The sequence below is a fragment of the Planococcus massiliensis genome (assembly GCF_000821325.1).
Lineage (GTDB): Bacteria > Bacillota > Bacilli > Bacillales_A > Planococcaceae > Planococcus > Planococcus ruber.
The window spans coordinates 2,965,047-2,989,229 of sequence record NZ_CCXS01000001.1; the positions used below are offsets into that span (position 1 = coordinate 2,965,047).

Here is a 24,183-nt window from a genome sequence, read left to right on the forward strand (position 1 = left end):
GTCTTTACACATGTATACTACTGTCTTTACACAGTAACTATACCGTTTATCCCTTATGATGACAAGGAACTTTAAAAAGTTCAATTTTTCAATCTATTCAACTTCCATTGTTGCTGCTGCTCGCAATAATGGCGGCATTGATGCTGGAATACATGGCGGCTTGTTGAGCTTGCATAAGCATTTCGAGCGATGTCGAAACAGAAACAGCTGACACTTCCTGCGTTTTCACCATATCCTTCATGGCGAATTGGACAGCTGTTGTAAACGCCAGATCTTTATACCATTTGAATGATTTCGTTTTTTCCAGTTGGCGCGTGTTTTCAATAATTCCCTTTAAGGCTTGGCCATTTGCTTCGGCAACGGCTAAAATCCCTAAAATCGGATATTGCGCACCCCTGATTTTCAGCTTTTCGTTCTGGAAAAAATCCCGGATGGCAACGACCCGCCCCACAACATCCGGACGGTAAATGGGAGAATTGAATGTCATGATCTGCGAAAGCCATTGCAGGTCATTGCCCATATAAAATCCATGCTCCCGCAAGTCTTTGTAATAAGCATTCATGGTAGCCGCCCGTTCTTTCACATCGCCTTCTAACCGCCCAAGCAGCACTGCATAGGGAATATCTTCCTGCGACGTCAGAAATTTATGGTGCTGCTTCATTTCCTCATGCAGCCGCTTCGCCTTTTCCGCTTCTCCAGGATGCTGAACGATCATGGCCGCGATATAAGTATAGGGGGACCGCCGGAAACCGGCCGCATTCAATTCATCTTGCCGCTCATTGATTTTTTTCAATCCTTCTTCCGGCGCTTCCTCCTGCAACGTAAGAAAAGCGGCGGCAATATGATGCATATACGATTTCAAAGGCGATGTCCAGCCTTCGGTTTTCTTAATGGCCTTTGAACTTTCCATATGCCCTTTACTATCAAAATCTTTTCCGTGAATCAAATACAAATTAGCAACGGCAACGGCAATCCGTTTATCGACAGACCAGCCGAGCGTTTTGGAAACTTCAGCCACTGTTCTTTCAATTTTTTCGATGTCCATAAAAACGCCTCCTTTTCTCAACATACGAGATCAGGAGGCGTAAAGTTTCATTTTATACGATTAAGACCAGGCTGATCGCCATGACCGCCATCCCCGCCACTAAGCCGTAGATGGAAAGATGCGCTTCATCATAGCGTTTAGCGGCAGGAAGCAATTCATCCAGCGAAATGAAGACCATGATGCCGGCTACTCCCGAGAAAACAAGCCCGAACAGCGTATCGCTTAAGAAAGGCATTAAAATCAGCCAGGCTGCGAAGGCACCGACCGGCTCAGAGATTCCGGAAAGAAAGCTGTACTGAAATGCTTTTTTCCGGCTTCCGGTTGCGTAATAAATTGGCACGGATACCGCAATCCCTTCCGGAATATTGTGGATAGCTACTGCGATCGCAATCGCAACACCCAAAGTGGGATCTTGTATAGCCGACATAAATGTGGCAATCCCTTCCGGAAAGTTATGGATTCCAATTGCCAGCGCTGTAAAGATTCCCATTTTCCGCAAGCGTGCGTATTCATCATTTGTCGGACCCTCATCCATATCTTCAATCGTTTTGACTTCATGAGGATTTCCCAACTGCGGCAAGATCCTGTCCAAGACTGCCATAAAAATCATCCCGCCAAAAAATCCGACCAAAGTCAACCAATAGCCCGTGCTTTCACCGTGGGCATTCGTCAATGAATCTTTAGCTTTAACAAAAATTTCAATTAAGGAAACATAAATCATGACCCCTGCAGAAAATCCAAGGGAGACCGATAAGAATTTTGTGTTTGTTCTAGATGCAAAAAAAGCAATTAAGCTCCCGATCCCCGTTGCCAAGCCGGCAAGCAAGGTCAAACCGAGGGCAAACAAGACTGCACTATCCATAATCCCGACTTCCTTCCATTCAAATTGAATAGGGTAATTGTACGATAAATGTTTCCTTTATGCAACATTTTTCAACTAAGAAAGATTTTTAAGTATTCGTATTAATGGATCATTTAGCGGTTAGTTGCTTTTTCAGCTAATTGGCCGTTAGGGCCCTCTATTTATTTCATGCGCAACAACTCTCCAAGCTTCTGCCAATCTTCATCTTTTAATGTGCGGACCGGCGGGTTATAGAACACACTTGCCGGATGAAAAGTCGGAAAAACATGATAAATTTCTTCCGTTTCCACAAATTGCTTGCTGCCTTCATCCCATCTTAAAATCGGCGTTTCCATTAATACGCCGTGAAGCTGAGTTACTTTAGCTTCCGGGCCGATCAAGCGCCGCAATCCGATATTCCCCAAAGTCACAATGATGGGCGGCGCTACGTCTTTTATTTCCGCATCAAGCAGCGGAGCATGCGCTATAATTTCTTGCTTTTTAGGCGCCCGGTTGTATTTTCTCTCCGTAATCCGCCCATCCCGCTCCTTTTTCTTCCCCCATTTATACGGGCGGCTCCGGACCGCACTCGTTATGTAGACGTCTTCTCTTTCCAATCCCACACTTTTTAACGAAGCCATCAGCTCTTTTCCTGCTCTTCCGGTAAAAGGGATGCCCGTTTCCAGCTCATTTTCTCCAGGAGCTTCCCCGACCAGCATAATCGCTGGATGTTCCGGCCCTCTCCCCCGGACAAATCCTTCCACCGGAAACCCTTTAATCCTTTCAATTCCAAGCTCGACCAGTTCATCTGCTAATTTATACATTTCACCACTCCATTCTTTAATCAAAATTAATGTTAGATTTTCTAACATAAATTAAAATTAATGCTTGCGTTGTCAGAATATATTGTTTAATATGTTAACAAACCTAACATTATAAATGTTAGAAAACTCGTATCAAGGAGGAGACACTATGAAAAAGATCGAAACGATTATCCGCCCTTCCGTTTTCGCCAATGTGCGCCAAGCCTTGGCTCTAGAAGGCATCGATGGATTAAGCGTTACGGAAATCGCCGGAATCGGCAAACAGGAAGGCCGAGTCGGGCTTTTCAGAGGAAACGCTTATACCATGGAATTTTCTCCGAAACTCAAACTGGAAATGGTCGTCGACGATTCGAAAGTCGAAGACATTGTGGAAGCGCTGCTTGAGTATGCTTCAACCGGCGAAGTTGGAGACGGAAAAATTTTCATTCTGCCTGTTGAAGAAGCCATACGAATCAGAACAAAAGAACGCGGCGTAGTCGCAGTCGGATAAGGGGGAATTCAAATGGAAGCAGTCCAAAGTTCAGTCGATATGATGTGGGTGATGCTCGGCACCATCTTAGTATTCTTTATGCACGCAGGATTCGCGATGCTCGAAACCGGTTTTACCCGTTCTAAGAACACTTTGAATATTTTAATGAAAAACTTGATTACAGTGGCCATCGGCTCCATCCTTTATTTTTTCGTCGGATTTGCACTTATGTTTGGCACTTCAGGTTTCGGACTCATTGGAACAGACGGATTTTTACTCGCAGGGCGTGAAGATATCGGATTCTTTGTCTTCCAAGCTGTTTTTGCCGCTACTTGCGCAACCATCATCTCAGGAGCAGTTGCTGAACGTATGCGATTAGGCGCTTATGTCCTGGTCACGATCGCAATGACAGCCGTTATCTATCCGGTGGTCGGACATTGGGTATGGGGCGGCGGCTGGTTGTCCCAAATCGGATTTATCGACTTTGCCGGATCGACAGTTGTGCATTTGACAGGAGCAACTGCTGCATTCATCACCGCATGGAAACTTGGTCCCCGCCTCGGAAAATACAGCGGGAAAATCGTCAATTCAATTCCCGGCCATAACTTGCCGCTTGGCGCACTGGGCGTATTCATCCTTTGGCTCGGCTGGTTCGGCTTCAATGGCGGCAGCACGCTCGCTGCGGATCCGGAACTCGTGCCGCCAGTCATTTTGAATACATTACTCGCAGCTTCTGCCGCTGTTCTATCTACAGCTGTCTATACCCGTTTCCGCTTCGGACGAATCGATCCTTCCTTGACGATGAACGGAGCACTCGCCGGCCTTGTCGGCATTACCGCCGGCGCTGCCAATGTCTCGTTTATCGGCGCAATCGCAATTGGCCTTTTAGCAGGCATCATCATGACGGAAGCAGTTCGCTTGCTCGATTCTAAAATACGGGTGGACGATCCGGTCGGTGCTGTCGCTGTCCACGGCGTAGCAGGCATCTGGGGAACCCTCGCTCTTGGTTTCTTTGATACAACAGGCGGCTTATTATACGGCGGCGGCGCAGAAATATTGGGGATTCAAACAGTCGGTATCCTCGCGGTCATCGCCTGGACTTCCGTCACAGCTGGAATTGTCCTATTTGCCGTGAATGCCATCATCCCGCTTCGCGTCACAGCAGAAGACGAAGAGAGCGGACTCGATTTCTCAGAACACGGATCTCAAGCTTATGCCATGCAAGATGTTTTAAGCGGTACTTCCCCAGTAAACGAAAGTTTTGCAGAGCGGCTTAATCAGCTTGGAAAGCACACCGTGGCACCAAAAAATTCATAATACTTTAACCAAAAAGCTGGCGCGAAAAATTCGCAGCCAGCTTTTCTATGTTCTTCTTTTTTTCTTCAATGCGCGGAACCTTGCTTCATACCAAATCGCTACTGCGATAAACCAAGTGTAGCCCGCACACCAGCCTGCCAAAACATCCGAAAAATAATGTTCACTGCCAGCGACCCGCGATAAGCCTACGCTTACGGTAAGGCCAATTGCAACAAGCCAGACAATCCATTTCGCCGTTTTGGAGAGGCTCTGTTCAGAAATAAAATAAGCCGCAGTGAACAGATAAAGCAGGCCAACCATCGCATGCCCTGAAGGAAAACTGAAGCTTTCCAATCCGTGCGGAAAATCCGGGCGTTCCCGCTCAAAAAGATGCTTCAGCAACTGGTTCAGCGCATTCCCTGCCCCTACGGATAAAACGACAAAGAGCATTGCCCTGTAATTTCGCTGGGACAGCCAAAGATATAAGAAGAGCGCTACACTGACCGCAAAGATTACCCATTGGTCGCCAAGCAGCGACATTCCGTCCAACGCTCGCATACTCTTCAAACTTTGCGACATCGCGCGGTCAATTTCTCGAAAAGGCTCGCTGGAATAACTGAAAAGGATTGCAAAAAAGCCGAGTAAAGTCGCCATTCCGAGCGGATAAAACAAACGCTTCATGGTCCTTACCTCCCTTTCTTCTTACTATCAATGATAGCTTTTTTAGCCGCTGGTGCAAAATTAAAGCCCCTGGCAGTTTTTGCTGCCAAGGGCTTCTCACATCAGCTTTGTTCGTGCAATTTCAAAACGCCGTCCACCATTTTATAGACTTTATCGCAATACTCGATCAGCCGGATGTCATGGGTTACAACAATGGTAGTCGTTTTTTTGTTTTTCGTTTCGTTTCTTAAAAGCTGCATCACTTCATAAGCGCGGTCTGAATCCAAAGATGCCGTTGGTTCATCCGCTAAAATAATCGACGGATTGCTGTAGAGCGCTTTGGCAATCGCTACGCGCTGGCGCTCCCCTCCGGATAAATCAGATGGGTATTTGTTGCGCAGATCTGTAATGCCCAAGTCTTCATAAAGCTGTTCCAGTTCCTGTTTGTTCATATTGTCTTTTTTCACTTTATCCAACAGCTTCATCTGCTTGTCCACTGTTAAGAAAGGGATCAAGTTCGACGCTTGAAGAATAAAGCCGATTTCTTTCAGGCGCACTTTGGAAAGCTCTTTTTCATTTAGCGAAGCAATATTTTTCTCGTTGATGAAAATATCTCCGCTCGTCGGCGACAGCAAGCCGCCGGCAATCGTTAAAAATGTGCTTTTCCCGGAACCCGAAGGCCCGATGACGGCGATCAATTCGCCTCTTTCTGCTTGAAAATCGGTTTTTTTAAGGGCGTCCACTTTTTTGTGGCCGCTGCCGAACGTTTTATTGATTTGGTTCATTTCCAATACTGCCATTTGTTTAGCCTCCAATTGCTTTCAAAGGATCGATTTTGACGATGGTCAATACAGAGAATACAGCCCCGATAATTGCGACCGCCACTAAAATGACGCCGTAGATCAACATGGTCGGAATTGCAAACGCAACCGGTACAGCTGCCGGCAGGAATGCTCCTGTCACCAGTGTCAGGATGAGCCCGATGGCTACCCCGATAGCTGCCAAGATGAATGTCTGGGCGACGACTGACCGCGCCAAGTAGCCGCTTGGAATTCCTTGCGCTTTCATCACCCCGAACATGCTGATTTTCTGCACCGTCAGCACATATAAGAAAATCGCAACAATGACGGAAGAAATGGCGAATAAGAAATAAATCATGAAGTTCAGCGTCAAACTTTGCGCCGTGTAGCCCGGCAAGTTTTCAATGAACGTTTCCGATTCGATCGCTTCCAGTTCGCTATTGTCTGTAACGGCCGAGATGTCATCGGTACGCACGACCACTCCATTGATTTGGTCTTCATTCGCTTCAGCCGCTTCACCAAACTTCACTCGTTGAAAAGTGCCTAAATCTCCGTAGAGAACCGGCGCTGCATTAAAGCGGGCATCTTCTGTAAAACCGACAATCGTCAGCTTTTCATCCGTAGAGGACAACTCCAATTCATCGCCTAAAGCAAATCCATCTTCTTTGATGGTGTCACTCGCAATCACTTCATTGTCCGCTGAAAAAGCTTCACCTTCCGATACTTCCGGCATGATGAATTCATCTTCCCGAATACCGAAAATAGAAACGTTCGCTTTTTGGTCATCCGTCCGGGCAATGGCGTTGATCTGTCCAAGAACTGCTGTTTTATCAGCCTCCATCGCCTCCGCTTCGTCGATCGTCATCGTTGAAGCCACTAAACTTTTATCCGATTCTTCGGTTAAGACAATTGCAGAAGCATCCCACTTGTCCACCGCTTCCCGGTTTAAACTGGCCAAGCCGTTGGCGAGACCCGATAAAAAGAACACGAGATAGGCGACAAGCATTAAGACGCCAATGATTAAAGTGAATCTAAGCTTATTTTTTTGAATTTCGTTCCAGGCTAAAAACATCTTTCCACTTCCTATTATTTGATATGTTAGGCACTTTTCCAAACTGCCTATTAAGTTATACAAAACCTATACATTTATTATATACCCATTTTCGCGATTTAAACCCTCTTTTTGAAAATGAAAAAAGACAAACTTGTGACAGTCTGTCTTTGAGTACGCTATTCCATCACATGGTATGTGTTTTGCTCTACCTGAAGGATGTGCTCCGGCTTCGGCTTGCCGATGTTCGCTTTATGCCCGGCAATGTGGTCGGGGTGCTTCTCCCAATTTTTCCAGTCTGCCTGCGATTCCCAGCGCACATACAAAATGACTTCTTCATCGCCGCGGCGAATGTTTTTCTTTAGAATCGTCCGGTCGATAAACCCTGGCTGTTCCGCCAATTTATTTTGCCCTGCGAAACGATTAACTACAAGATCGGACGTTCCTTCTTTCACGATAAAACGCTTCATTTGTACAAACATATCCAACTCTCCATTCCCGGTTTTCGCATTTTATAAAACAACACTCAGCGGTAAGCAGCCCGCTAAGTGTTGTTTTTCTAGCTAGCTCCAGCACCTGGTTCCGCAGGCCCTTTGCTTTTCTTATTGTCCAGACTCTAGCACCCAGCCCCTCGGGTCATAAGCCATCCCAGCTATGCGGCAAAATGCGCCGCTTCGCCGGTCCGTCTTATGCCTTTCGGGGCTACACGGGCGCTTCCGCTTTTCTTTCTGTCCAGACTCTAGCGCCCAGCCCCTCGGGTCATAAGCCATCCCAGCTATGCGGCAAAATGCGCCGCTTCGCCGGTCCGTCTTATGCCTTTCGGGGCTACACGGGCGCTTCCGCTTTTCTTACTCAAATGCAGATTGGATGTCTGTTACCATTTGGCTGACAGATTGCAATCCGCCGCCTGATAGGTACCAGAAGTCTGGATCCAAATAGATGATTTTATCATTTTGATAAGCTGTTGTTTTTTCCACCAATTCGTTTTCAAGTGAGTCCTTGGCGCTTGCATCATTTCCTACTGCCGCGTTGCGGTCCACCACGAACATCATGTCCGGGTTTGTTTCCAAAATGTATTCGAACGAAATGCTTTGGCCGTGAGTTGAAGCTTCGATGCCTTCGTCAGCCTGTTTTACACCAAATACGTCATGGATGATCCCGAAGCGTGATGCCGCACCGTATGCACTTACTTTGCCTTCATTCGCTAAAACGATCAATGCTTTTTCGTCCGTTACACTTGTTTTCAAGTCTTCGATTTGCGTATCGATTGCTGTTAATTCTTCTTTAACCTGGTCTTCTTTACCGAAGATTTCTCCAAGCGTGTTCATGTTTTGTGTGAAAGAATCCATGTATTTTGTTGTGTCCACACCCATGTGGATGGTTGGCGCGATATCCGCAAATTCTTCGTACATTGCCGCTTGGCGCCCTGAGATGATGATCAAGTCCGGATCTAATGCGTGGATAGCTTCAAAGTCAGCTTCTTTCAATGTGCCGACATTTTCATATTTCTCTGCATCACTGTATTTTTCCAAATACGTTGGAATGTTTGCCTGAGGAACTCCCGCTACTGCTTCGATTCCCAATTTGTCCATTGAATCCAAAATTCCGAAGTCAAAGACCACTACTTTTTCAGGATTTTTGTCAAAAGTTGTTTCGCCAAGTTCATGTGCCACTGTAACTGTTTCAGTTTCAGCTTCTTCTTTTGTATCTGCTTTAGCTGCGTTGGCATCTGTTGCATCATCTGAACCGCAAGCTGCTAAGAAAGCGACCATCATTAATGTAAATGCGATCAATAACCATTTTTTCATTTTTATTCGAGCTCCTCTTTTTTAAGAATTGAAGTAGACGCAGATGCGGCAATTGTCCATTTGCTGAATCGGAATATCCATGTCATAGATTTCTTTTAATGCTGCACTTTGAATGATTTCTTCTGTCGGACCATCTTTGACGACACGGCCATTTTTCAAGGCGACAATGCGGTCGGAGTAGACGGATGCAAAGTTGATGTCGTGCAAGACAATGATAACGGTCTTGCCCAGTTCATCGACCAGGCGGCGAAGGATTTTCATGATTTGAACGGAATGCTTCATATCCAGGTTATTCAACGGTTCATCAAGCAGAACGTAATCCGTATCTTGTGCAATCACCATGGCTATAAAAGCGCGTTGGCGCTGGCCGCCGGATAATTCATCCATGTAGGAATTCTCCAGTTCCTTCAAATCCATGTAGTCAATCGCTTGATCGACCATTTTTTCGTCTTCTTCGTTCAACCGGCCTTTTGAATACGGAAAGCGGCCAAAAGAAACCAGTTCGCGGATCGTTAAACGGACATTCATGAAGTTGGACTGTTTCAGGATCGAGACACGCTTGGAGAACTCATTGGATTTCAATTTTTTCGTGTTCGTCGAATCGATGAGCACTTCTCCTGTATCTGCATCCAACAGCCGGCTGACCATTGAAAGCAGCGTGGATTTCCCCGCGCCGTTCGGTCCGATGAAGGACGTGATCTGGCCGCGTTGAATATCAACCGAAACATTTTCCACCACTTGCTTTTTGCCGTATAACTTTGTCAGTTCGCGAACTTGAATCAATTAGATCGACTCTCCTTTAATAGTAAGTAGATGAAGTAAACTCCACCGATGAAGTTAATGATGACACTCAAGGTAGTATTGAACGTGAACACACGCTCCACTATCCATTGGCCGCCCACTAACGCAACAATACTAATGACAGCAGCACCGAGAATGATAACCGAATGTTTATAGCTTTTAAAGAATTGATACGATAAGTTGGCCACAATCAAACCGAAGAACGTAATCGGTCCAACAAGAGCCGTCGCAATGGCAATCAGTACTGCAGCCAATACGAGCATTTTTTTTACGAGTGCATCGTAGTCGACGCCGAGATTGATTGACGTATCGCGCCCGAGAGACAATACATCCAAAGATGAATTATACCTCCAGGCAAACACGATCAATAAGGCGATTACGATGACCGAAAGCCAGACCAGATCCGAATTGACGTTATTGAAACTCGCAAACATCTGATCTTGGACAATCTGGAATTCATTCGGGTCGATCAGCACTTGCAGGAACGTCGAGATGCTTCCGAAAAAAGTTCCGCAAATGATGCCTATTAATAAAAGGAAGTAAATCGGCTGATTGTTTTTTCTAAAAAGCAGATGATAGAACAGCAAAGCAAAAACAATCATTGCTGCAATCGATAAAACAAAATTGACTTGTTTGTTCATAATGGTGATATGGTCTGATCCCAAGAAGAAGATCAGCAGCGTTTGAAGCATCATATAAAGCGAATCCAAGCCCATGATGCTCGGAGTCAGGATCCGGTTATGCGTGATGGTTTGGAAAACCACGGTCGCATACGCAATCGCCACTCCGGTAAGGACCATGGCGAATACTTTTACGCCGCGCCTAGGCAAGGCATAATCGAAGCTTCCGTTCAAGTCTTGGAACAGGTAGACGCCGCAAGCCGCTAATGCCAAACCGACCAATATGAGCATCTTATGTAAATCACGCATAGGCTTTCCTCCTAAACAGAAGGAAGAGGAAAATAAAGCTGCCGATGACACCGACCATTAAACTGATGGAAATTTCATACGGGTAAATTAATACTCTTCCTAAAATATCGCATGCCAGCAAGAAAATGGCCCCAAGCATCGCCGTGTGCGGCAATGTTTTTTGAAGGTGATCGCCTTTGAAAATCGAAACGATATTCGGGATGATCAACCCAAGAAACGGAATCATACCGACCGTCAAGACGACAGTTGCGGTAATCAATGCCACAAGCACCAGGCCGATATTGACAACACTACGGTATTTCAATCCAAGGTTCTTCGAGAAATCTTCTCCCATTCCGGCTACGGTAAAGCGGTTTGCATAAATATACGCGATGATAAAGACCGGAATGCTGATGTAGAGAAGCTCATAGCTCCCTTTCATGATCATCGAAAAATCACCCTGCAGCCATGCCGACATGTTTTGGATGACATCCGCTTTATAAGCGAAGAATGTCGTAATGGATGAAAGGATATTTCCGAACATCAGTCCGACTAACGGGATGAATATAGCATCTTTGAATTTGATGCGGTCAAGAATTTGCATAAACAGAAACGTTCCGGCAAGTGCAAATGCGAATGCCACTGCCATTTTCTCAAGCATCGAAGCATTGGCGAACAATAGCATCGAGACGAGAATCCCCAGTCGAGTGGCATCGAGTGTACCTGCCGTCGTCGGAGACACAAATTTATTGCGGCTCAGTTGCTGCATGATGAGTCCTGCCATACTCATCCCTGCACCCGCCAACAATATGGCGACCAGCCTTGGCAGACGGCTGATCAGGAAAATCTGCGTCTCCTCCGATTGGAAGTCGAGCAGATCAATGATGCTGATACTGCTGACGCCGACAAACAGCGAAATAACAGACAGTATGATCAGTGCTGGTATTAAATAACGTTTTTTCATAACTGCCCCTCATCCGTGTTCAATAAAACTATTGATTGATTAGAGAGTGATAATCATTATCACTTACTCACAAGTTTTAGTATAGCAGTTTGATGAGAAGAGTCAATGAATAATTGAGAATAATTTTCATTTAGATGAGAAAGGGCCGTTTTAACCTTTCCTTTCCTTATTTCAAATCTGTATTCGAATGTTAGAAAAAAAGCTGCAAGTTTGCCGGATACGGCAAGCTTGCAGCTTCTTAACTGTCCGATTAAATTTCTTGCGCCTGCTCTACAACTTCAGCAGGTACTGTAATGGCATCGATTTCTCCGTATTTGCTGTACTCAGAATCCACTACTGATTTGATGTTCATGGATTCCCCTTCAATTTCCATATCCAGATCCATATCAATGTTGATCACACTCGGCAAGAACGTTTCTTTATCAATGAAGATTTCATAAGCTACTTCATTGATCGTCATGCCTTCCAAAACCGTTTGCACTTCCATATCCATTTGCCCAAGCATCTGCTCCATCTGTTCACCGATCAATTCTTGATACTCTTCACCGGAAGCATTTAATTTCAGCACGTAATCATCTGCCGTTTGTTCAAATGTAAAATCATCTTTGAAAGCTTCCAGCTCCTCCATTTGTTTAGACGGATCTGCTGTCTGCTGATCGATCATGGTTTGCAGCTGTTCCATTTCAGTTGACGGCATTTTCATCCATGTCTGCATGGTCGGTTCGAACATATACATGCCTTCTTCTGTGTAATACATCTCCATCGCCATCGGCGGCATCTCGCCCATTTCCTCAGAATTCATTTTTGTTTCGCCTGTTTGATAAAACGCCATCGGCTCCATTGTCATGTCCATTGAAATATCGGAAACCGTTTCAATTTCCATTCCCGCTGACTCTACTGTCATCATTTGGCTCGTTGTCATATCGGCATGCAAGCTGTTGATTTCTTCAGAAGCAGCATTTGTTTTTGCAAAAACTTCTTCTAAAGTTAAATCGCTGTCTGCGCCTTTCTCGCCTTCGCTGCCCGGTGCCGGTTCTGCCGTTTCTCCGCATGCAGCCAAGCCGAGCGTTAAAATCCCCGCACTCATTGCCATTGCCCATTTTTTCAATTGAATCATCCTTTCCAATTCGTCTTGTCTACTAATACGAAAATCTTTGGAAAAAGTTTCAATATTTATTTCGAATTTTGAAATTGCATTCGTTTATTTTTGATTTATCGCTTATACTTTTGTTTAGGTCAAGTAGAAACTTCATGAGGAGACGTCGAAATGAGATTAAAAAACTTTTTTAAATATTACAAGCCGCATAAGCGATTATTCATCATCGACTTTTCGAGTGCTGTAATTGTCGCCATTTTGGAATTAGCTTTCCCTGTAGCAGTCCAGTGGTTTATCGATGAACTTTTGCCAAGCGGCGAATGGAATAGCATCGTCACCGTCAGTGTGCTGTTGCTCGCGGTATTCGTTTTAAGCACTTTCCTGCAATACATCGTCAGCTACCTTGGGCATAAGCTCGGGATCAATATCGAAACGGATATGCGGGAAGAATTATTCACACATGTGCAGCGCCAATCTTTCCGTTTTTTTGACAATGTGAAAACCGGTCATGTCATGAGCCGCATCACAAACGATTTGTTTGATATCGGAGAGCTCGCCCACCACGGCCCGGAAGATTTCTTTATTGCCATCATGACGTTCTTCGGCGCATTCGGCATTATGTTCTGGATCAACCCACAGCTTGCGCTTGTGACGCTGATTGTCATCCCGTTCCTGATCTGGCTCATCACTTACTGCAATATTAAGATGAACACCGCTTGGAGCAATATGTACGGGAAAATCGCAGACGTTAACGGACGTGTGGAAGACAGCGTTTCCGGAGCCCGCGTGGTTCAATCGTTCACGAATGAAGAATTTGAAATCAGCCGATTCAAGAATGACAATGGCCGCTTCCGCTTAGCGAAGCTTGTCGCCTATAAAGTCATGGCTGCGACTCATTCGAGCATTTATATGATGACCCGGCTGTTGACATTGATCGTTCTTGTCTACGGCGCATGGCTGAACTACCAAGGCCAGCTTTCCTACGGGGAATTGGTCAGCTTCGTCCTATTCTTAAACGTTCTGATTAAACCGATTGATAAAATCAGCGCGTTGTTGGAGCTCTATCCGAAAGGAATGGCCGGATTTGGACGCTTCCAGGAATTGCTTGAGCAAGCGCCCGATATTGTCGACCGCAAAGATGCTGTGGATGTCAGCGGATTGAAAGGCGATATCGTCTTCGATGATGTCCATTTCGGATATGATGACCATAAACAAGTATTGAACGGCATCAATTTGCAGCTGCGCGCTGGCGAAACAATCGCTTTTGTTGGACCTTCAGGTGCTGGGAAGACAACAATTTGTTCGTTGATTCCACGCTTCTATGATATTCAAGAAGGCAGCATCTCGATTGACGGCATCGATATCCGCGATATGACGAAGCACTCGCTCCGTTCCCATATCGGCATCGTCCAACAGGATGTGTTCTTGTTCACGGGCACGATCCGCGAAAATATCGCTTATGGCCGGCGTGACGCCACTGATGAAGAAATTCTGGCCGCAGCGAAAAAAGCCCATTTGGAAGACTTCGTCAACAAGCTTCCTCAAGGCTATGAAACACAGATCGGCGAGCGCGGATTGAAATTATCCGGCGGCCAAAAACAGCGCCTTGCGATCGCCCGCATGTTCTTGAAAAATCCGCCAATCCTGATTTTGGACGAAGCGACTTCCGCTCTCGATACGGAGACAGAACGCGTCATCCAGGAAGCTCTTACGGAGCTCGCTGAAAACCGAACGACTTTGGTCATTGCCCATCGCTTGGCAACCATCCGCGACGCAGACCGGGTCATTGTAGTGACTGAAGACGGCATTGCCGAACAAGGCGGATACGCCGAGTTGATCGAACGAAACGGCATCTTCGCCAATCTTCACCGCATCCAATTCCAGCAATCTTAACGGCTAAAAGCCGGCTCTCTTTGGAGGGCCGGCTTTTTTTGCAGTGGCCCATCAAATAAAACAGGCTTTCCGGTCCCTGTGACAGCGAAGCGAAAAGCCTGTTTTTATTTGCCGATGACAAATTCCTCGAAACGGTCGTAGTCAACTTTGCCCAATTCCACTTTCAGCAGCGTTCCTTCTTCTTCGTATTGGGTATCTAGAATAGTCGCATGCTCATTCAAGTAAGCCACCACATCTCCCCGTTCGAAAGGAACGACCATGCGGCACGTGACATGGCCTGAGAACAAGTGCTGCTTGATCATCTCCACCAATTCATCCAGGCCGCGCCCTTCTTTTGCAGAAATCCACAAACTGTCGCCGTTTACTCTTGGATAAGGAACACCGGCTAAATCCGCTTTGTTGTAGACGTAAACAGTAGGTACGCCTTCGACTCCCACTTCATGAAGCGTCGCGTGGGTCACATTCATCATATGCCGATATTCTTCGTTGGACACATCAACGACGTGCAGCAGCAAGTCCGCATTCCGTGCTTCTTCCAATGTGGAGCGGAAAGCTTTGACCAAATGGTGCGGCAATTTGCTGACAAACCCGACCGTATCAGTCAGCAGAAAGTTTTTATTGTCCTCCAGCCTGATTTGTCGGACGGAGGTATCTAATGTAGCAAACAGCATGTCTTTTTCAAAAACCTGTTTTTCTTCCTGCTGGCCAGATTTAGTCAAAAGCTCATTCATGATAGTGGATTTTCCGGCGTTTGTATAGCCGACAAGCGAAACGACCGGCGAGCCTGTCTTTTTGCGTTGTTTGCGCTGCGTTTCCCGCTGCGCACGAATTTGTTCCAGCTCTTTATGAAGCTTCGACAATTGCTCTTCAATTTTCCGGCGGTCCAGCTCCAGTTTCGTTTCACCGGCCCCCCGGTTGGCTAATCCGCCGCCGCTGCTCCCTGCTTGGCGGCCGAGCGAGGCGCGCAAGCCGACGAGGCGAGGCAGCATGTATTGCAATTGCGCCAGCTCCACTTGTACTTGCGCTTCACGCGTTTTGGCGCGGCGCGAGAAAATATCCAAGATCAGCATCGTCCGGTCGATGACTTTGCACTCCAGATCTTCTTCCAGATTGCGGATCTGCGACGGCGAAAGTTCATCATTGAAAATCACCAAATTGGCATCCGTTTCCTCATAAAACACTTTAATTTCATCCACTTTTCCTTTTCCAACATAATGAGAAGGATTGATCCGTTCTAAATTCTGATGGACTTCCCCCATCACTTCCACATTGCAGGCTTCTGCTAAATTCCTCAGTTCCTCCATTTCGTATTCAAAATGGAGGTCTTTTTGCAATTGCACGCCAACTAACACGGCTTTTTCATGTAATTCATCCATTTATTTTCCTCCTTCATGCTAAGCGGAAAACTTGCTGCTAAAGGCAAAAGAAAATCGGGTTATTTCCCGTAAACTTCTATCCAGCTTCATCCTTTAGTTCTCTATATTCCCTTGCACCGGCAACCGGTAAACGCCAGCTTCATAGGTTTCTTCTTTGCCGCTTTGCTTAAATACCACTTTCTGCAGCCTTTCCTTTTGCCCTGCAATTTTTTCGAACTCAATCTGGCCATTCGGCAACGCTAATGAACCGCCCAATATACGCTTCCATTTGGCACGGCTTTCCTCAGGGTCACGGACGCCGAAAACCAACAAATCCAATTCCAGTTCTTCATTGGCCGGCTGAATGGCTCCCCGTTCCCGCAAACTTTCATACCGCATTTCATCCGTCTCCTCCCATTCAATAAAAAAAGGGGCTGGCAATTGATCGGATATCTCTTCTGACAGGAAGAGCATTCTCCAACGGATGACTTCACCGCTTCCGGTCTTTCTTTGGGCATTCAAGATGCCGGAAGTTTTAAACCCTTCTTTTGTTAACCGCTCATCCAATGCTTCGATGCGATCCGTCCGGAAACAAACCGTTCCAAAGCCTTTACGGTCATGGAGAAGCAAGGCCGTTAAGGGGTGATCGGCGCTCCGGGCGACGTCCATCTTCTCAACGGCGAGCCATTCGATGTAGCAGTTTTTCAAATAGAGAAGCGCATTATGCGTTCCCCATTGCTCATGCCGGCCGCCGACCGCTGCGTAAAACCCTTTTCCTCTCCAATGTGCAGCCGCCTGTTCCGGCGTTTCTTCAATAAAATGAACGATATGATCTAATAGCATAACTTACCTCCATAACTGGCATTTTAGTGAGTTGTCCATAATTTTTGCTTGTTTCTTTTATTATGCTGGTGTTTGCAGATGAAGGCAAACTCTTTAGGCAATTGCCGATAAGGGGTGGTTTTGCTGAGTATTTTTCGTTACGGTAGGGTATAAGGAAACAGACGAAAATAAAAAAGGAGGAAATTATGAATAAAAAATTACTTCGAAATCCTGTATTCATCGTTTCCGCTGCCGTTATTTTATTGCTGGTCCTGATCGGTGCCATTAATCCGATCGGCTTTGGCAGTGTGGCTGGAACCTTATTCAACTTCACGACCATTAATTTCGGCTGGTTCTATCTATTGGCTGTATTTATCATCATTCTATTTTTAATCTTCATTGCCGTCAGCAAATACGGCAGCATCCGGTTAGGAGCTGATTCCGATCGCCCCGAGTTTCCTTTTTTCACTTGGATCGGCATGCTATTTTCAGCCGGATTCGGAGCCGGCCTTGTCTTTTGGGGCGTAGCCGAACCCATGAGCCATTTTTTCACGACGCCATTCGATAATCCCGCGCAGACAGAGGAAGCGGCAAGAATCGCCATGGGCTATTCTTTTTTCCACTGGGGCATTAGCCAGTGGTCCGTTTTTGCCATCGTCGGCCTCGTCATCGGGTTTCTGCAATTCCGCAAAAAGAAACCTGGTCTGGTTTCAGCAGCCCTTGAGCCGGTCGTCGGCAGCAAGCCTCTCGTCAAACACTCCGTTGATTCTTTAGCAGTCATCGCTACCGTAATGGGAATTGCCACTTCGCTCGGCCTTGGGGTTCTCCAAATGAACGGCGGACTAAATGCAGTTTGGGGAATTGACAATTCTTTCGGCATTCAATTAGCAATTATTGGTGTAATGTTTGTCGCCTATACGCTTTCTTCATCCACCGGATTACATAAAGGCATTGCCTACCTTAGCAATTTAAATCTTGGACTTGCGCTTGTCTTGATGATTTTCGTCTTTTTCGCCGGACCTACTGTCTTCATTTTAGAGACATTCACCTTGGCAATCGGCGACTACATTACCAATTTCGTGCAATACAGCCTGCGCCTCCAGCCTTATCAAGGCGGCGATTGGGTCCTCGGTTGGACCATTTTCTACTGGGCATGGGCGATCGCCTGGTCGCCGTTTGTCGGTGCTTTTGTCGCCCGGGTATCAAGAGGACGGACCATCCGCGAGTTTATCCTCGGCGTCATGGTCATTCCCCCTGCAATTGCCTGTGTCTGGATCGCCGTATTTGGCGGAACAGCGCTTTGGTATGATTTAAAGCAAGGTACAAGCATTGCCGAAGCAGTCGATGCTGATTTGACTTCAGCGCTATTTCAAACATTCGACCAGCTGCCGTTAACCAGCATTATGTCCGTGCTGGCAATTCTGTTGATTTTTACTTTCCTTGTCACTTCAGCCGACTCCGCTACCTATATTCTAGCGAGCATGACCAGCTTTGGAAGTTTGAATCCCCCTACGGCATTTAAAATTGTTTGGGGCGTTCTGATGTCAGCAATCGCTGCCGTCCTGCTTTATGCAGGCGGACTTGAAGCGCTGCAGACCGCATCTCTGATCTCAGCTTTGCCATTTACGCTGCTGCTCCTGCTCATGGTCTTCTCTTTCTTGAAAATCATTAAAGGCGAAACCATTCCGATTCGTCAGGCAGACCTTCGCCGCTTCGAGAGATTACAAAGAGAAGCAAGAAGAATGCAAGAGAAAAAACGTTAACCGTTTATCAAAATAAAAAGGCTTCAGCGATCCCAAGGGATCGCTGAAGCCTTTTTCAAATTACTTAACCGGTACTTCTTTTTCTTTGATCAAGCGTTCAGTTTCGCTGAACTCTCTTTCAATTTCAGCATTCTTTCTATAAGTGATCAAGCTGATAATGATTGCTCCAAGCAAACAAAGGATAAACCCTGGAATAATTTCATAAACGCTGCCGATGAAATTCGTAAGCGCCGTTGCCCCTTTTTCGTCGGAAGCCGTGCCGATCGCATCCCAAATGATCACAGTAGCCGCACCCACCACCATTCCGGCAAGGGCTCCCCAAGTCGTCAATTTGCGCCAGAACAGCGAAAGCAAAATCAGCGGACCGAAGGCAGCACCAAAACCTGCCCAAGCGTAGGCGACCAGATCGAGAATGGTTTCATTTTGTTCCCAGGCTAGGAAAGCGGCGATTAGGGCAATCACCAACACGGCTAATCGGCCCAAACTTACATACTGCTTATCCGTCGAAACTTTCTTGAATGCGATTTTGTAAAGATCTTCAATCAAGGCTGAAGAGGTAACGATGAGCTGAGACGAAATCGTGCTCATGATCGCAGCCAGTACCGCAGCTAACATAAATCCGGCAATTAGCGGGTGGAAGAAAATCTGTCCGAGGACAATAAAGACGCCTTCCGGATCGCCCAATTTCAAATTCGGATTCTGCTGGAAGTAAGCAATCCCCACCAATGCAGTGGCAGTGGCTCCAAGCAAGCTCAAGATCATCCAGCTGATGCCGATGCGGCGGGCTTGGCGTACTTCTTTCAATGTCTTGATCGCCATAAAGCGGACAATGATATGAGGTTGGCCAAAGTAACCCAAGCCCCAAGCGACAGCTGAAAGAATGCCGATAAACGAAGCGCCGGTTGTGAAGTTCAAGAGCGTCGAGTCGACCGCACGGATGCTGTCAGCCGTTTCACTGAATCCTCCTGTCACAAATACCCCAATAAGCGGAACAAGAATCAAGGCCAAGAACATCATCAAGCCTTGGACGAAATCCGTGTAGCTTACCGCCAGGAATCCGCCAAACAAGGTATAAGCCACAACCACGGCCGATACGATGACTAATCCAAGGTGGTAATCAAGGCCGAAAGAGCTTTCAAAGAATACTCCGCCGGCCACCATTCCTGATGACACGTAAAAAGTGAAAAAGATTAAGATAATAATTCCGGAAACAATGCGCAATAAGCGCGAGTTGTCTTTCAGACGATTTTCCAAGAAACTCGGAATCGTGATTGAATCGCTTGTCACAAATGAATACATGCGAAGGCGCGGAGCTACGAAGAACCAGTTTAAGTAAGCACCGATCGTCAATCCGATGGCAATCCATACTTCCACAAGGCCACTCACGTAGATGGCGCCTGGAAGACCCATCAGTAGCCAGCCGGACATGTCTGCCGCTCCAGCACTTAACGCCCCGACTGCTGCTCCTAATCCTCTTCCCCCAAGCATATAGTCGGTGAGATTAACTGTTTTGCGATAGGCATACCAGCCAATAAATAGCATGGCAGCCATATAAATGATCAATGCAATTATTTGATACGTTGTATCCGACATTTCATCCCCTCCTTTCCCATTATTGTATCACCCTAAGTCTTTAATACCAGTAGATTTTTGTTTTTTATTAAGGGGATTTGGGAAAAGAAAATCAAGGAGGCGATCACTATGCCATGGAGCAAAAAAGACTATCCCGATTCCTTTAAAAACTTGAATGCCGATGTCCGTGACAAGGCGATTGAAATCGCTAATGCCCTGCTGCGGGATGGCTATGAGGAAGGCCGTGCGATTCCGATCGCGATGAGCCAAGCACAGAAAACGGTCGAAGGCGATGAAGAAAAAATCATCTATGAAATCCGTTCGCATGATGACGGATGGCAGCTAAAGAAAAAAGACAGCAAAAAAGCCATTCTCATCGAAGAAACCAAAAAAGAGTTGATGGGCGAAGCCAAGCGCTACGTGAACAAAAACCACGGGGAGCTGCATATTTACACCGAAGACGGTTCCTTGGAAGACACTTTGTACGAAGATTAGATGGAAGTTCTTTCGGCCAATAGAAAATGCCGCTGTCTCATTGACAGCGGCATTTTCTATTGGTTAAGTTTTCGAAGCTGAACAGGCGTTTCCGCTTTTCTTCATTGTCCAGACTCCAACGCCTAGCTTCTCGGGTCATAAGCCGTCTTGCCTGTGCGGCCAAAAACGCCGCTTCGGCAATCCGTCTTATGCCTTTCGAAGCTGGACAGGCGTTTCCGCTTTTCTTACTTAAACCAACCCTTTTCTTTAAAACGCGAAATGGCTTCGATTCGGTTGCCGACTTCTAGTTTGTCGAGGATGGTGGAAATGTAGTTGCGCACGGTTCCGCTCGTGATGAATAATTCTTTTGCGATGTCTTTTGTGCTTTTGCCTTCTGCAATCAATTCCATCACTTGTTTTTCGCGTTCCGTCAACGGATTTTCATCCGAGTATGCCAAGTCCACCAGTTCCGGTGCATAGATCCGGCGTCCATCCATGATCGTGCGGATCGAGGTCGCCAAATCTTCGCTTGGGCTGTCTTTCAGCAAATAGCCGCTCACCCCAGCTTTTCTTGCACGTTCAAAATAACCGGAACGCGCAAAAGTGGTTAAAATAATGATTTTGCACGGATGGTCTTTTAAAGCTTCCGCTGCATCCAAGCCGCTCTTCAAAGGCATTTCGATATCCATAATGACGATATCCGGCTGATGCTGTTCTACGAGCGCAATGGCTTCTTCGCCATTGCTCGCTTTTCCGATCACTTCCATATCTTCTTCCAAGTCCAATAAGGAACCAAGTGCCCCGAGCATCATCCGCTGATCTTCAGCCAACACGATTCGAATCATCTGACTTCCCCTTTCGTTTCATATAAAATCACATTCGGCACACGGATGTTCAAGGTTGTCCCATCCATCGTCTGGATATCCACGCTGCCGTTTACAAATTCTAAGCGCTCGCGCATTCCGGCAAGGCCGTTGCCTTGCTGTTTTTTATTTCCTTCAAAGCCGATGCCGTCATCTTGCACCTGGACGAGCACTTCTTCCGGTTTTTGCTTGATCAACACGCTGCAGCGCGTCGCTTGGCTGTGCTTGACGACATTCGTTACCGCTTCTTTCAAACACATGCTCAGCACATTTTCTACCAAAAGCGGCGTATTGTTCAACTTTGCATTGCCATATAAAACAAAATCGATTTCCGCTGCTTTTAAAATTTGCTGGATCCGCAGCAGTTCATCTTCCAATTTGGTGCCGCGCATATCGGACACCAATTCCCGCACTTCTTTCAGCGCGGTGCGCGCGGTCTGCCGGATGTCGTTGATTTCATTCAGCGCCGCATCGGCATCTCTATAGAGCAATTTCCCGGCCAAGTCACTTTTTAAGCCGATCAGCGAAAGTTTCTGGCCCAAAGTGTCATGGAGATCCCGGGCAATCCGCTCCCGTTCTTCGATGACCACAAGCTGGGAAATCCGTTTGTTGGCATCTTCCAATTGCCCCTCCAGCTTCTCGCGTTTATTGCGATTGTAAGTATTAAACGGCAGCAGAATGACACCGAGGATCGTGAGCACGATAAACGGCAATTGCGATAAATAAAGCGTGCTGTGTTCAATCATCCCCAGCACGACAGCCAGGGTTGTCGTACCGATAAGGAATCCGTAAATGATGAAAAACCCGATTTTATTGCGGATATTGCCGATAAAAAACGCGAGGAAAATAGCTAAATAGACATATCCGAATAAAAACGTCATCGCAATATTGACCATCATTTCAATAGCAATCCATAAGTAAATAAACCCTGTTCTTGAGTTAAACGACAGCCGGTAGGCGATAAAGAAAATCAGCAGCGACATGACGCCGAGCAGGACGTCAATAAAAGACGAAGAACGGAAAATGAAAAAGAACGGCAAGATGCAGAATATGACCCATGCATAAAGGCTGAGCCACGGGTTTTTCGGAAATATTTGATACCAGCTATGCATAACACGGCTCCTTCTCTTCTAGTACTATCCATCATACCAAACAACTAAAAAAAGAAAAAACCATTCAGAGCGAATGATTTTTTCCTTTCGTTATTGTGCTGTAATTTTGTTTTCATTCAGCAAATGCTTAATTTCGCCGAAAGTGACAAACGTTTTGTTTTTCGCATCGTACACTTTATAGCGCAATGATTTAAGGCTTGTTTTAAGGTTGATTGTTGTTGCTTGTTGAAGCGGCGGAGTCGATTCATGCGCTTTTTCCAAGTTGTAGTTTGGCACCCGCGGGCTCAAATGGTGCACGTGGTGGAAACCGATGTTTCCGGTCACCCACTGCAAGACTTTTGGAAGCTGATAGTATGAACTTCCTTCTACAGCCGCTTTTACATAATCCCATTCGCTTTCATCTTCGAAATACGAATCTTCAAATGTATGCTGGATGTAGAACAGCCAAATGCCTAAAGCGCCGGCTGTAAACATCGTTATTCCTTGAACGATCAGGAATGCCTGCCAGCCGATTGCCCAAATAAGGAGGGAATAGATCACGACAAGAGAAATATTGATCAAATACGTATTGTTGCGTTCTTTTTTACGTGCATCTTTGCGGTTGAAGCGGCTTGAAATCAATACTAAGAATAATGGCCCGAGACCGAACATCACTAACGGATTGCGGTACATACGGTATTTGAAGCGTTCCCATTTAGAAGCTTCTACATATTCTTCGATCGTCATGACCCAAATATCGCCGACGCCGCGCTTATCTAAATTTCCGCTTGAAGCATGGTGGATCGAGTGCTCGCGTTTCCATTTTTCATAAGCGAATAATGTCATAATTCCTGTAATGGTCCCGACAACGGCATTGGCTTTTTTGTTCTTAAAGAACGAACCATGTGTGCAATCGTGGAAAATGATGAACGTACGAACGACAAAACCTGCAGCAACGATACATAAAGCGATCGTTAACCAGATGGAAACGTCAAGAGCGAGGTAAGCCAAAGTCCATGCGATGATGAATGGCGGAATCGTATTCACCAATTGCCGTACACTTGCTTTTACATCTGCCGTTTCAAATGGCTTTACAAATTTGCGTAATTGCGCTGTTTTTTCTTTGCTCATGTTCTTCCTCCTTATACGGGTTTGTCTGCCCGGATAACTTATTATCCTAATCATAAAGAATCCAGTTATGGCAAAAAAGGCACAAACGCATGGATGTTGTATGACACTTGTCATATATTAGCGAATACGACGCCCTAAAGAATCCGTTTTAAGAGGCATGCTGGTTTTAGCAGCGCCGGTTTGTGGAATACCAGTAAAGAAACGAAGAATTCTTCCATTCAATACCGTCGATATTCTTTTTCATTTCCCCTCCATCAGGTATACTGGAATAAATCAGAAAATTCAAAGAGAGGTGAACAGTGTGACTGGGCTCGTAGCTGTGATTATGATTTTTTCAATTCCACTCGCTGGCATCATTACCTCCCATTTCCAAACCCAAACGAAGCTTAAAAACAAAATGATCGAAAGCCAACTGGAGCTTGAACGGCTGAAACATGAAAACTTTGTGATTGAGACGCAGAAGATGCGATTAGAATTAGAACAGATGAAACTTGAAGATGCAAAAAGAGAGCAGCATTTCTTTATCGAAAAGGAAAAAACGCTTTTATAGCCTCTTTCAAAAGAGCCGGTTCAGCCAATCGGCTTTTTTCTTTGAAATTTGCTAAACGGGCCCGCATAAAAAACGGAAGGCCATCGCTTGATCGCGATGCCTTCCG

General features: G+C 46.0%; 24 protein-coding genes. 6 read left to right on the top strand and 18 right to left on the bottom strand.

The features are described 5' to 3' along the window. Nucleotides 1–97: 97 nt before the first annotated feature. From BN1080_RS14770 to BN1080_RS14780, 3 genes are all read right to left on the bottom strand, one after another. A complete protein-coding gene (locus BN1080_RS14770; protein ID WP_052653261.1) occupies nucleotides 98–1,045 on the bottom strand; it encodes a DUF4003 family protein in 948 nt (315 codons plus the stop codon). 52 nt (nucleotides 1,046–1,097) lie between these two features. Continuing rightward, nucleotides 1,098–1,907 carry a zinc transporter ZupT gene (zupT, locus tag BN1080_RS14775; protein WP_052653263.1) on the bottom strand — a complete coding sequence of 270 codons (810 nt, stop codon included), beginning with the start codon at nucleotides 1,905–1,907 and terminating at the stop codon, nucleotides 1,098–1,100. A gap of 161 nt (nucleotides 1,908–2,068) precedes the next feature. Then, the gene (locus BN1080_RS14780; RefSeq protein WP_052653265.1) at nucleotides 2,069–2,710 is read right to left on the bottom strand and encodes a uracil-DNA glycosylase; all 642 of its coding nucleotides are present in this window, start codon (nucleotides 2,708–2,710) and stop codon (nucleotides 2,069–2,071) included. A gap of 148 nt (nucleotides 2,711–2,858) precedes the next feature. Between BN1080_RS14780 and BN1080_RS14785 the strand changes: the two genes are divergently transcribed. Together BN1080_RS14785 and BN1080_RS14790 are read left to right on the top strand one after the other, a co-directional pair. Beyond that, the gene (locus BN1080_RS14785; RefSeq protein ID WP_052653267.1) at nucleotides 2,859–3,200 is read left to right on the top strand and encodes a P-II family nitrogen regulator; all 342 of its coding nucleotides are present in this window, start codon (nucleotides 2,859–2,861) and stop codon (nucleotides 3,198–3,200) included. Between the two features lie 12 nt (nucleotides 3,201–3,212). After that, on the top strand, nucleotides 3,213–4,496 hold the full coding sequence (locus BN1080_RS14790; RefSeq protein ID WP_052653269.1) for an ammonium transporter: 1,284 nt from the start codon (nucleotides 3,213–3,215) through the stop codon (nucleotides 4,494–4,496). Between the two features lie 45 nt (nucleotides 4,497–4,541). Here BN1080_RS14790 and BN1080_RS14795 read toward each other — a convergent pair whose 3' ends face one another. From BN1080_RS14795 to BN1080_RS14835, 9 genes are all read right to left on the bottom strand, one after another. Further along, on the bottom strand, nucleotides 4,542–5,156 hold the full coding sequence (locus BN1080_RS14795) for a phosphatase PAP2 family protein (RefSeq protein ID WP_052653271.1): 615 nt from the start codon (nucleotides 5,154–5,156) through the stop codon (nucleotides 4,542–4,544). A gap of 101 nt (nucleotides 5,157–5,257) precedes the next feature. Continuing rightward, nucleotides 5,258–5,935 (bottom strand): ABC transporter ATP-binding protein, encoded by a 678-nt coding sequence (locus BN1080_RS14800; protein WP_052653273.1) that lies wholly within the window; start codon nucleotides 5,933–5,935, stop codon nucleotides 5,258–5,260. A gap of 4 nt (nucleotides 5,936–5,939) precedes the next feature. Continuing rightward, nucleotides 5,940–7,007: an ABC transporter permease gene (locus BN1080_RS14805; RefSeq protein ID WP_052653275.1), complete on the bottom strand. Its 1,068-nt coding sequence runs from the start codon at nucleotides 7,005–7,007 to the stop codon at nucleotides 5,940–5,942. Between the two features lie 158 nt (nucleotides 7,008–7,165). Next, nucleotides 7,166–7,468 carry an antibiotic biosynthesis monooxygenase family protein gene (locus tag BN1080_RS14810; protein ID WP_052653277.1) on the bottom strand — a complete coding sequence of 101 codons (303 nt, stop codon included), beginning with the start codon at nucleotides 7,466–7,468 and terminating at the stop codon, nucleotides 7,166–7,168. A 366-nt stretch (nucleotides 7,469–7,834) separates the two neighbouring features. Further along, nucleotides 7,835–8,794 carry a siderophore ABC transporter substrate-binding protein gene (locus tag BN1080_RS14815; protein WP_052653279.1) on the bottom strand — a complete coding sequence of 320 codons (960 nt, stop codon included), beginning with the start codon at nucleotides 8,792–8,794 and terminating at the stop codon, nucleotides 7,835–7,837. 21 nt (nucleotides 8,795–8,815) lie between these two features. Next, nucleotides 8,816–9,577, bottom strand: coding sequence for an iron ABC transporter ATP-binding protein (locus BN1080_RS14820; protein WP_052653281.1), 762 nt, complete (start codon nucleotides 9,575–9,577; stop codon nucleotides 8,816–8,818). Further along, entirely contained in the window at nucleotides 9,574–10,524 is a 951-nt protein-coding gene (locus BN1080_RS14825; RefSeq protein ID WP_052653283.1) for an iron chelate uptake ABC transporter family permease subunit, read from the bottom strand. The genes BN1080_RS14820 and BN1080_RS14825 overlap by 4 nt, the downstream gene beginning before the upstream one ends. Next, the gene (locus tag BN1080_RS14830; protein ID WP_052653285.1) at nucleotides 10,517–11,467 is read right to left on the bottom strand and encodes an ABC transporter permease; all 951 of its coding nucleotides are present in this window, start codon (nucleotides 11,465–11,467) and stop codon (nucleotides 10,517–10,519) included. The genes BN1080_RS14825 and BN1080_RS14830 overlap by 8 nt, the downstream gene beginning before the upstream one ends. A 250-nt stretch (nucleotides 11,468–11,717) precedes the next feature. Further along, nucleotides 11,718–12,584 (bottom strand): DUF6612 family protein, encoded by an 867-nt coding sequence (locus BN1080_RS14835; RefSeq protein WP_234398976.1) that lies wholly within the window; start codon nucleotides 12,582–12,584, stop codon nucleotides 11,718–11,720. Nucleotides 12,585–12,734: 150 nt separating this feature from the next. On the opposite strand from BN1080_RS14835, the gene BN1080_RS14840 reads away from it, so the two are divergent. Further along, on the top strand, nucleotides 12,735–14,456 hold the full coding sequence (locus BN1080_RS14840; protein WP_052653287.1) for an ABC transporter ATP-binding protein: 1,722 nt from the start codon (nucleotides 12,735–12,737) through the stop codon (nucleotides 14,454–14,456). 104 nt (nucleotides 14,457–14,560) lie between these two features. Here the strand turns inward: BN1080_RS14840 and hflX are convergent, their stop codons facing one another. Further along, nucleotides 14,561–15,832 carry a GTPase HflX gene (gene hflX / locus BN1080_RS14845; protein ID WP_052653289.1) on the bottom strand — a complete coding sequence of 424 codons (1,272 nt, stop codon included), beginning with the start codon at nucleotides 15,830–15,832 and terminating at the stop codon, nucleotides 14,561–14,563. Between the two features lie 93 nt (nucleotides 15,833–15,925). Next, entirely contained in the window at nucleotides 15,926–16,654 is a 729-nt protein-coding gene (locus BN1080_RS14850; protein ID WP_052653291.1) for a VOC family protein, read from the bottom strand. A gap of 185 nt (nucleotides 16,655–16,839) precedes the next feature. On the opposite strand from BN1080_RS14850, the gene BN1080_RS14855 reads away from it, so the two are divergent. Then, nucleotides 16,840–18,396, top strand: a complete 1,557-nt coding sequence (locus BN1080_RS14855; protein ID WP_052653293.1) for a BCCT family transporter — start codon at nucleotides 16,840–16,842, stop codon at nucleotides 18,394–18,396. A gap of 60 nt (nucleotides 18,397–18,456) precedes the next feature. Here BN1080_RS14855 and putP read toward each other — a convergent pair whose 3' ends face one another. Further along, entirely contained in the window at nucleotides 18,457–19,989 is a 1,533-nt protein-coding gene (gene putP, locus BN1080_RS14860) for a sodium/proline symporter PutP (RefSeq protein ID WP_052653295.1), read from the bottom strand. A 108-nt stretch (nucleotides 19,990–20,097) separates the two neighbouring features. Between putP and BN1080_RS14865 the strand changes: the two genes are divergently transcribed. Further along, complete coding sequence (locus tag BN1080_RS14865; RefSeq protein ID WP_052653298.1) at nucleotides 20,098–20,463, top strand: DUF2188 domain-containing protein; 366 nt, start codon at nucleotides 20,098–20,100, stop codon at nucleotides 20,461–20,463. Nucleotides 20,464–20,687: 224 nt separating this feature from the next. Here BN1080_RS14865 and BN1080_RS14870 read toward each other — a convergent pair whose 3' ends face one another. From BN1080_RS14870 to BN1080_RS14880, 3 genes are all read right to left on the bottom strand, one after another. Then, nucleotides 20,688–21,287, bottom strand: coding sequence for a response regulator transcription factor (locus BN1080_RS14870; RefSeq protein ID WP_052653300.1), 600 nt, complete (start codon nucleotides 21,285–21,287; stop codon nucleotides 20,688–20,690). Continuing rightward, the gene (locus BN1080_RS14875; RefSeq protein WP_052653302.1) at nucleotides 21,284–22,417 is read right to left on the bottom strand and encodes a sensor histidine kinase; all 1,134 of its coding nucleotides are present in this window, start codon (nucleotides 22,415–22,417) and stop codon (nucleotides 21,284–21,286) included. Before BN1080_RS14875 ends, BN1080_RS14870 begins: the two co-directional genes overlap by 4 nt. Before the next feature lie 90 nt (nucleotides 22,418–22,507). Next, the gene (locus BN1080_RS14880) at nucleotides 22,508–23,527 is read right to left on the bottom strand and encodes a Delta(5) desaturase DesA (RefSeq protein ID WP_052653304.1); all 1,020 of its coding nucleotides are present in this window, start codon (nucleotides 23,525–23,527) and stop codon (nucleotides 22,508–22,510) included. 301 nt (nucleotides 23,528–23,828) lie between these two features. On the opposite strand from BN1080_RS14880, the gene BN1080_RS14885 reads away from it, so the two are divergent. Next, a complete protein-coding gene (locus BN1080_RS14885; protein ID WP_052653306.1) occupies nucleotides 23,829–24,077 on the top strand; it encodes a hypothetical protein in 249 nt (82 codons plus the stop codon). Nucleotides 24,078–24,183 lie beyond the last annotated feature (106 nt).

Excerpts from the sequence above, each read along its gene's own strand:
- BN1080_RS14770 (WP_052653261.1), bottom strand. The coding sequence starts at position 1,045 with ATGGACATCGAAAAAATTGAAAGAACAGTGGCTGAAGTTTCCAAAACG.
- zupT (WP_052653263.1), bottom strand. The coding sequence starts at position 1,907 with ATGGATAGTGCAGTCTTGTTTGCCCTCGGTTTGACCTTGCTTGCCGGC.
- BN1080_RS14780 (WP_052653265.1), bottom strand. The coding sequence starts at position 2,710 with ATGTATAAATTAGCAGATGAACTGGTCGAGCTTGGAATTGAAAGGATT.
- BN1080_RS14785 (WP_052653267.1), top strand. The coding sequence starts at position 2,859 with ATGAAAAAGATCGAAACGATTATCCGCCCTTCCGTTTTCGCCAATGTG.
- BN1080_RS14790 (WP_052653269.1), top strand. The coding sequence starts at position 3,213 with ATGGAAGCAGTCCAAAGTTCAGTCGATATGATGTGGGTGATGCTCGGC.
- BN1080_RS14795 (WP_052653271.1), bottom strand. The coding sequence starts at position 5,156 with ATGAAGCGTTTGTTTTATCCGCTCGGAATGGCGACTTTACTCGGCTTT.
- BN1080_RS14800 (WP_052653273.1), bottom strand. The coding sequence starts at position 5,935 with ATGGCAGTATTGGAAATGAACCAAATCAATAAAACGTTCGGCAGCGGC.
- BN1080_RS14805 (WP_052653275.1), bottom strand. The coding sequence starts at position 7,007 with ATGTTTTTAGCCTGGAACGAAATTCAAAAAAATAAGCTTAGATTCACT.
- BN1080_RS14810 (WP_052653277.1), bottom strand. The coding sequence starts at position 7,468 with ATGTTTGTACAAATGAAGCGTTTTATCGTGAAAGAAGGAACGTCCGAT.
- BN1080_RS14815 (WP_052653279.1), bottom strand. The coding sequence starts at position 8,794 with ATGAAAAAATGGTTATTGATCGCATTTACATTAATGATGGTCGCTTTC.
- BN1080_RS14825 (WP_052653283.1), bottom strand. The coding sequence starts at position 10,524 with ATGCGTGATTTACATAAGATGCTCATATTGGTCGGTTTGGCATTAGCG.
- BN1080_RS14830 (WP_052653285.1), bottom strand. The coding sequence starts at position 11,467 with ATGAAAAAACGTTATTTAATACCAGCACTGATCATACTGTCTGTTATT.
- BN1080_RS14835 (WP_234398976.1), bottom strand. The coding sequence starts at position 12,584 with ATGATTCAATTGAAAAAATGGGCAATGGCAATGAGTGCGGGGATTTTA.
- BN1080_RS14840 (WP_052653287.1), top strand. The coding sequence starts at position 12,735 with ATGAGATTAAAAAACTTTTTTAAATATTACAAGCCGCATAAGCGATTA.
- hflX (WP_052653289.1), bottom strand. The coding sequence starts at position 15,832 with ATGGATGAATTACATGAAAAAGCCGTGTTAGTTGGCGTGCAATTGCAA.
- BN1080_RS14850 (WP_052653291.1), bottom strand. The coding sequence starts at position 16,654 with ATGCTATTAGATCATATCGTTCATTTTATTGAAGAAACGCCGGAACAG.
- BN1080_RS14855 (WP_052653293.1), top strand. The coding sequence starts at position 16,840 with ATGAATAAAAAATTACTTCGAAATCCTGTATTCATCGTTTCCGCTGCC.
- putP (WP_052653295.1), bottom strand. The coding sequence starts at position 19,989 with ATGTCGGATACAACGTATCAAATAATTGCATTGATCATTTATATGGCT.
- BN1080_RS14865 (WP_052653298.1), top strand. The coding sequence starts at position 20,098 with ATGCCATGGAGCAAAAAAGACTATCCCGATTCCTTTAAAAACTTGAAT.
- BN1080_RS14870 (WP_052653300.1), bottom strand. The coding sequence starts at position 21,287 with ATGATTCGAATCGTGTTGGCTGAAGATCAGCGGATGATGCTCGGGGCA.
- BN1080_RS14875 (WP_052653302.1), bottom strand. The coding sequence starts at position 22,417 with ATGCATAGCTGGTATCAAATATTTCCGAAAAACCCGTGGCTCAGCCTT.
- BN1080_RS14880 (WP_052653304.1), bottom strand. The coding sequence starts at position 23,527 with ATGAGCAAAGAAAAAACAGCGCAATTACGCAAATTTGTAAAGCCATTT.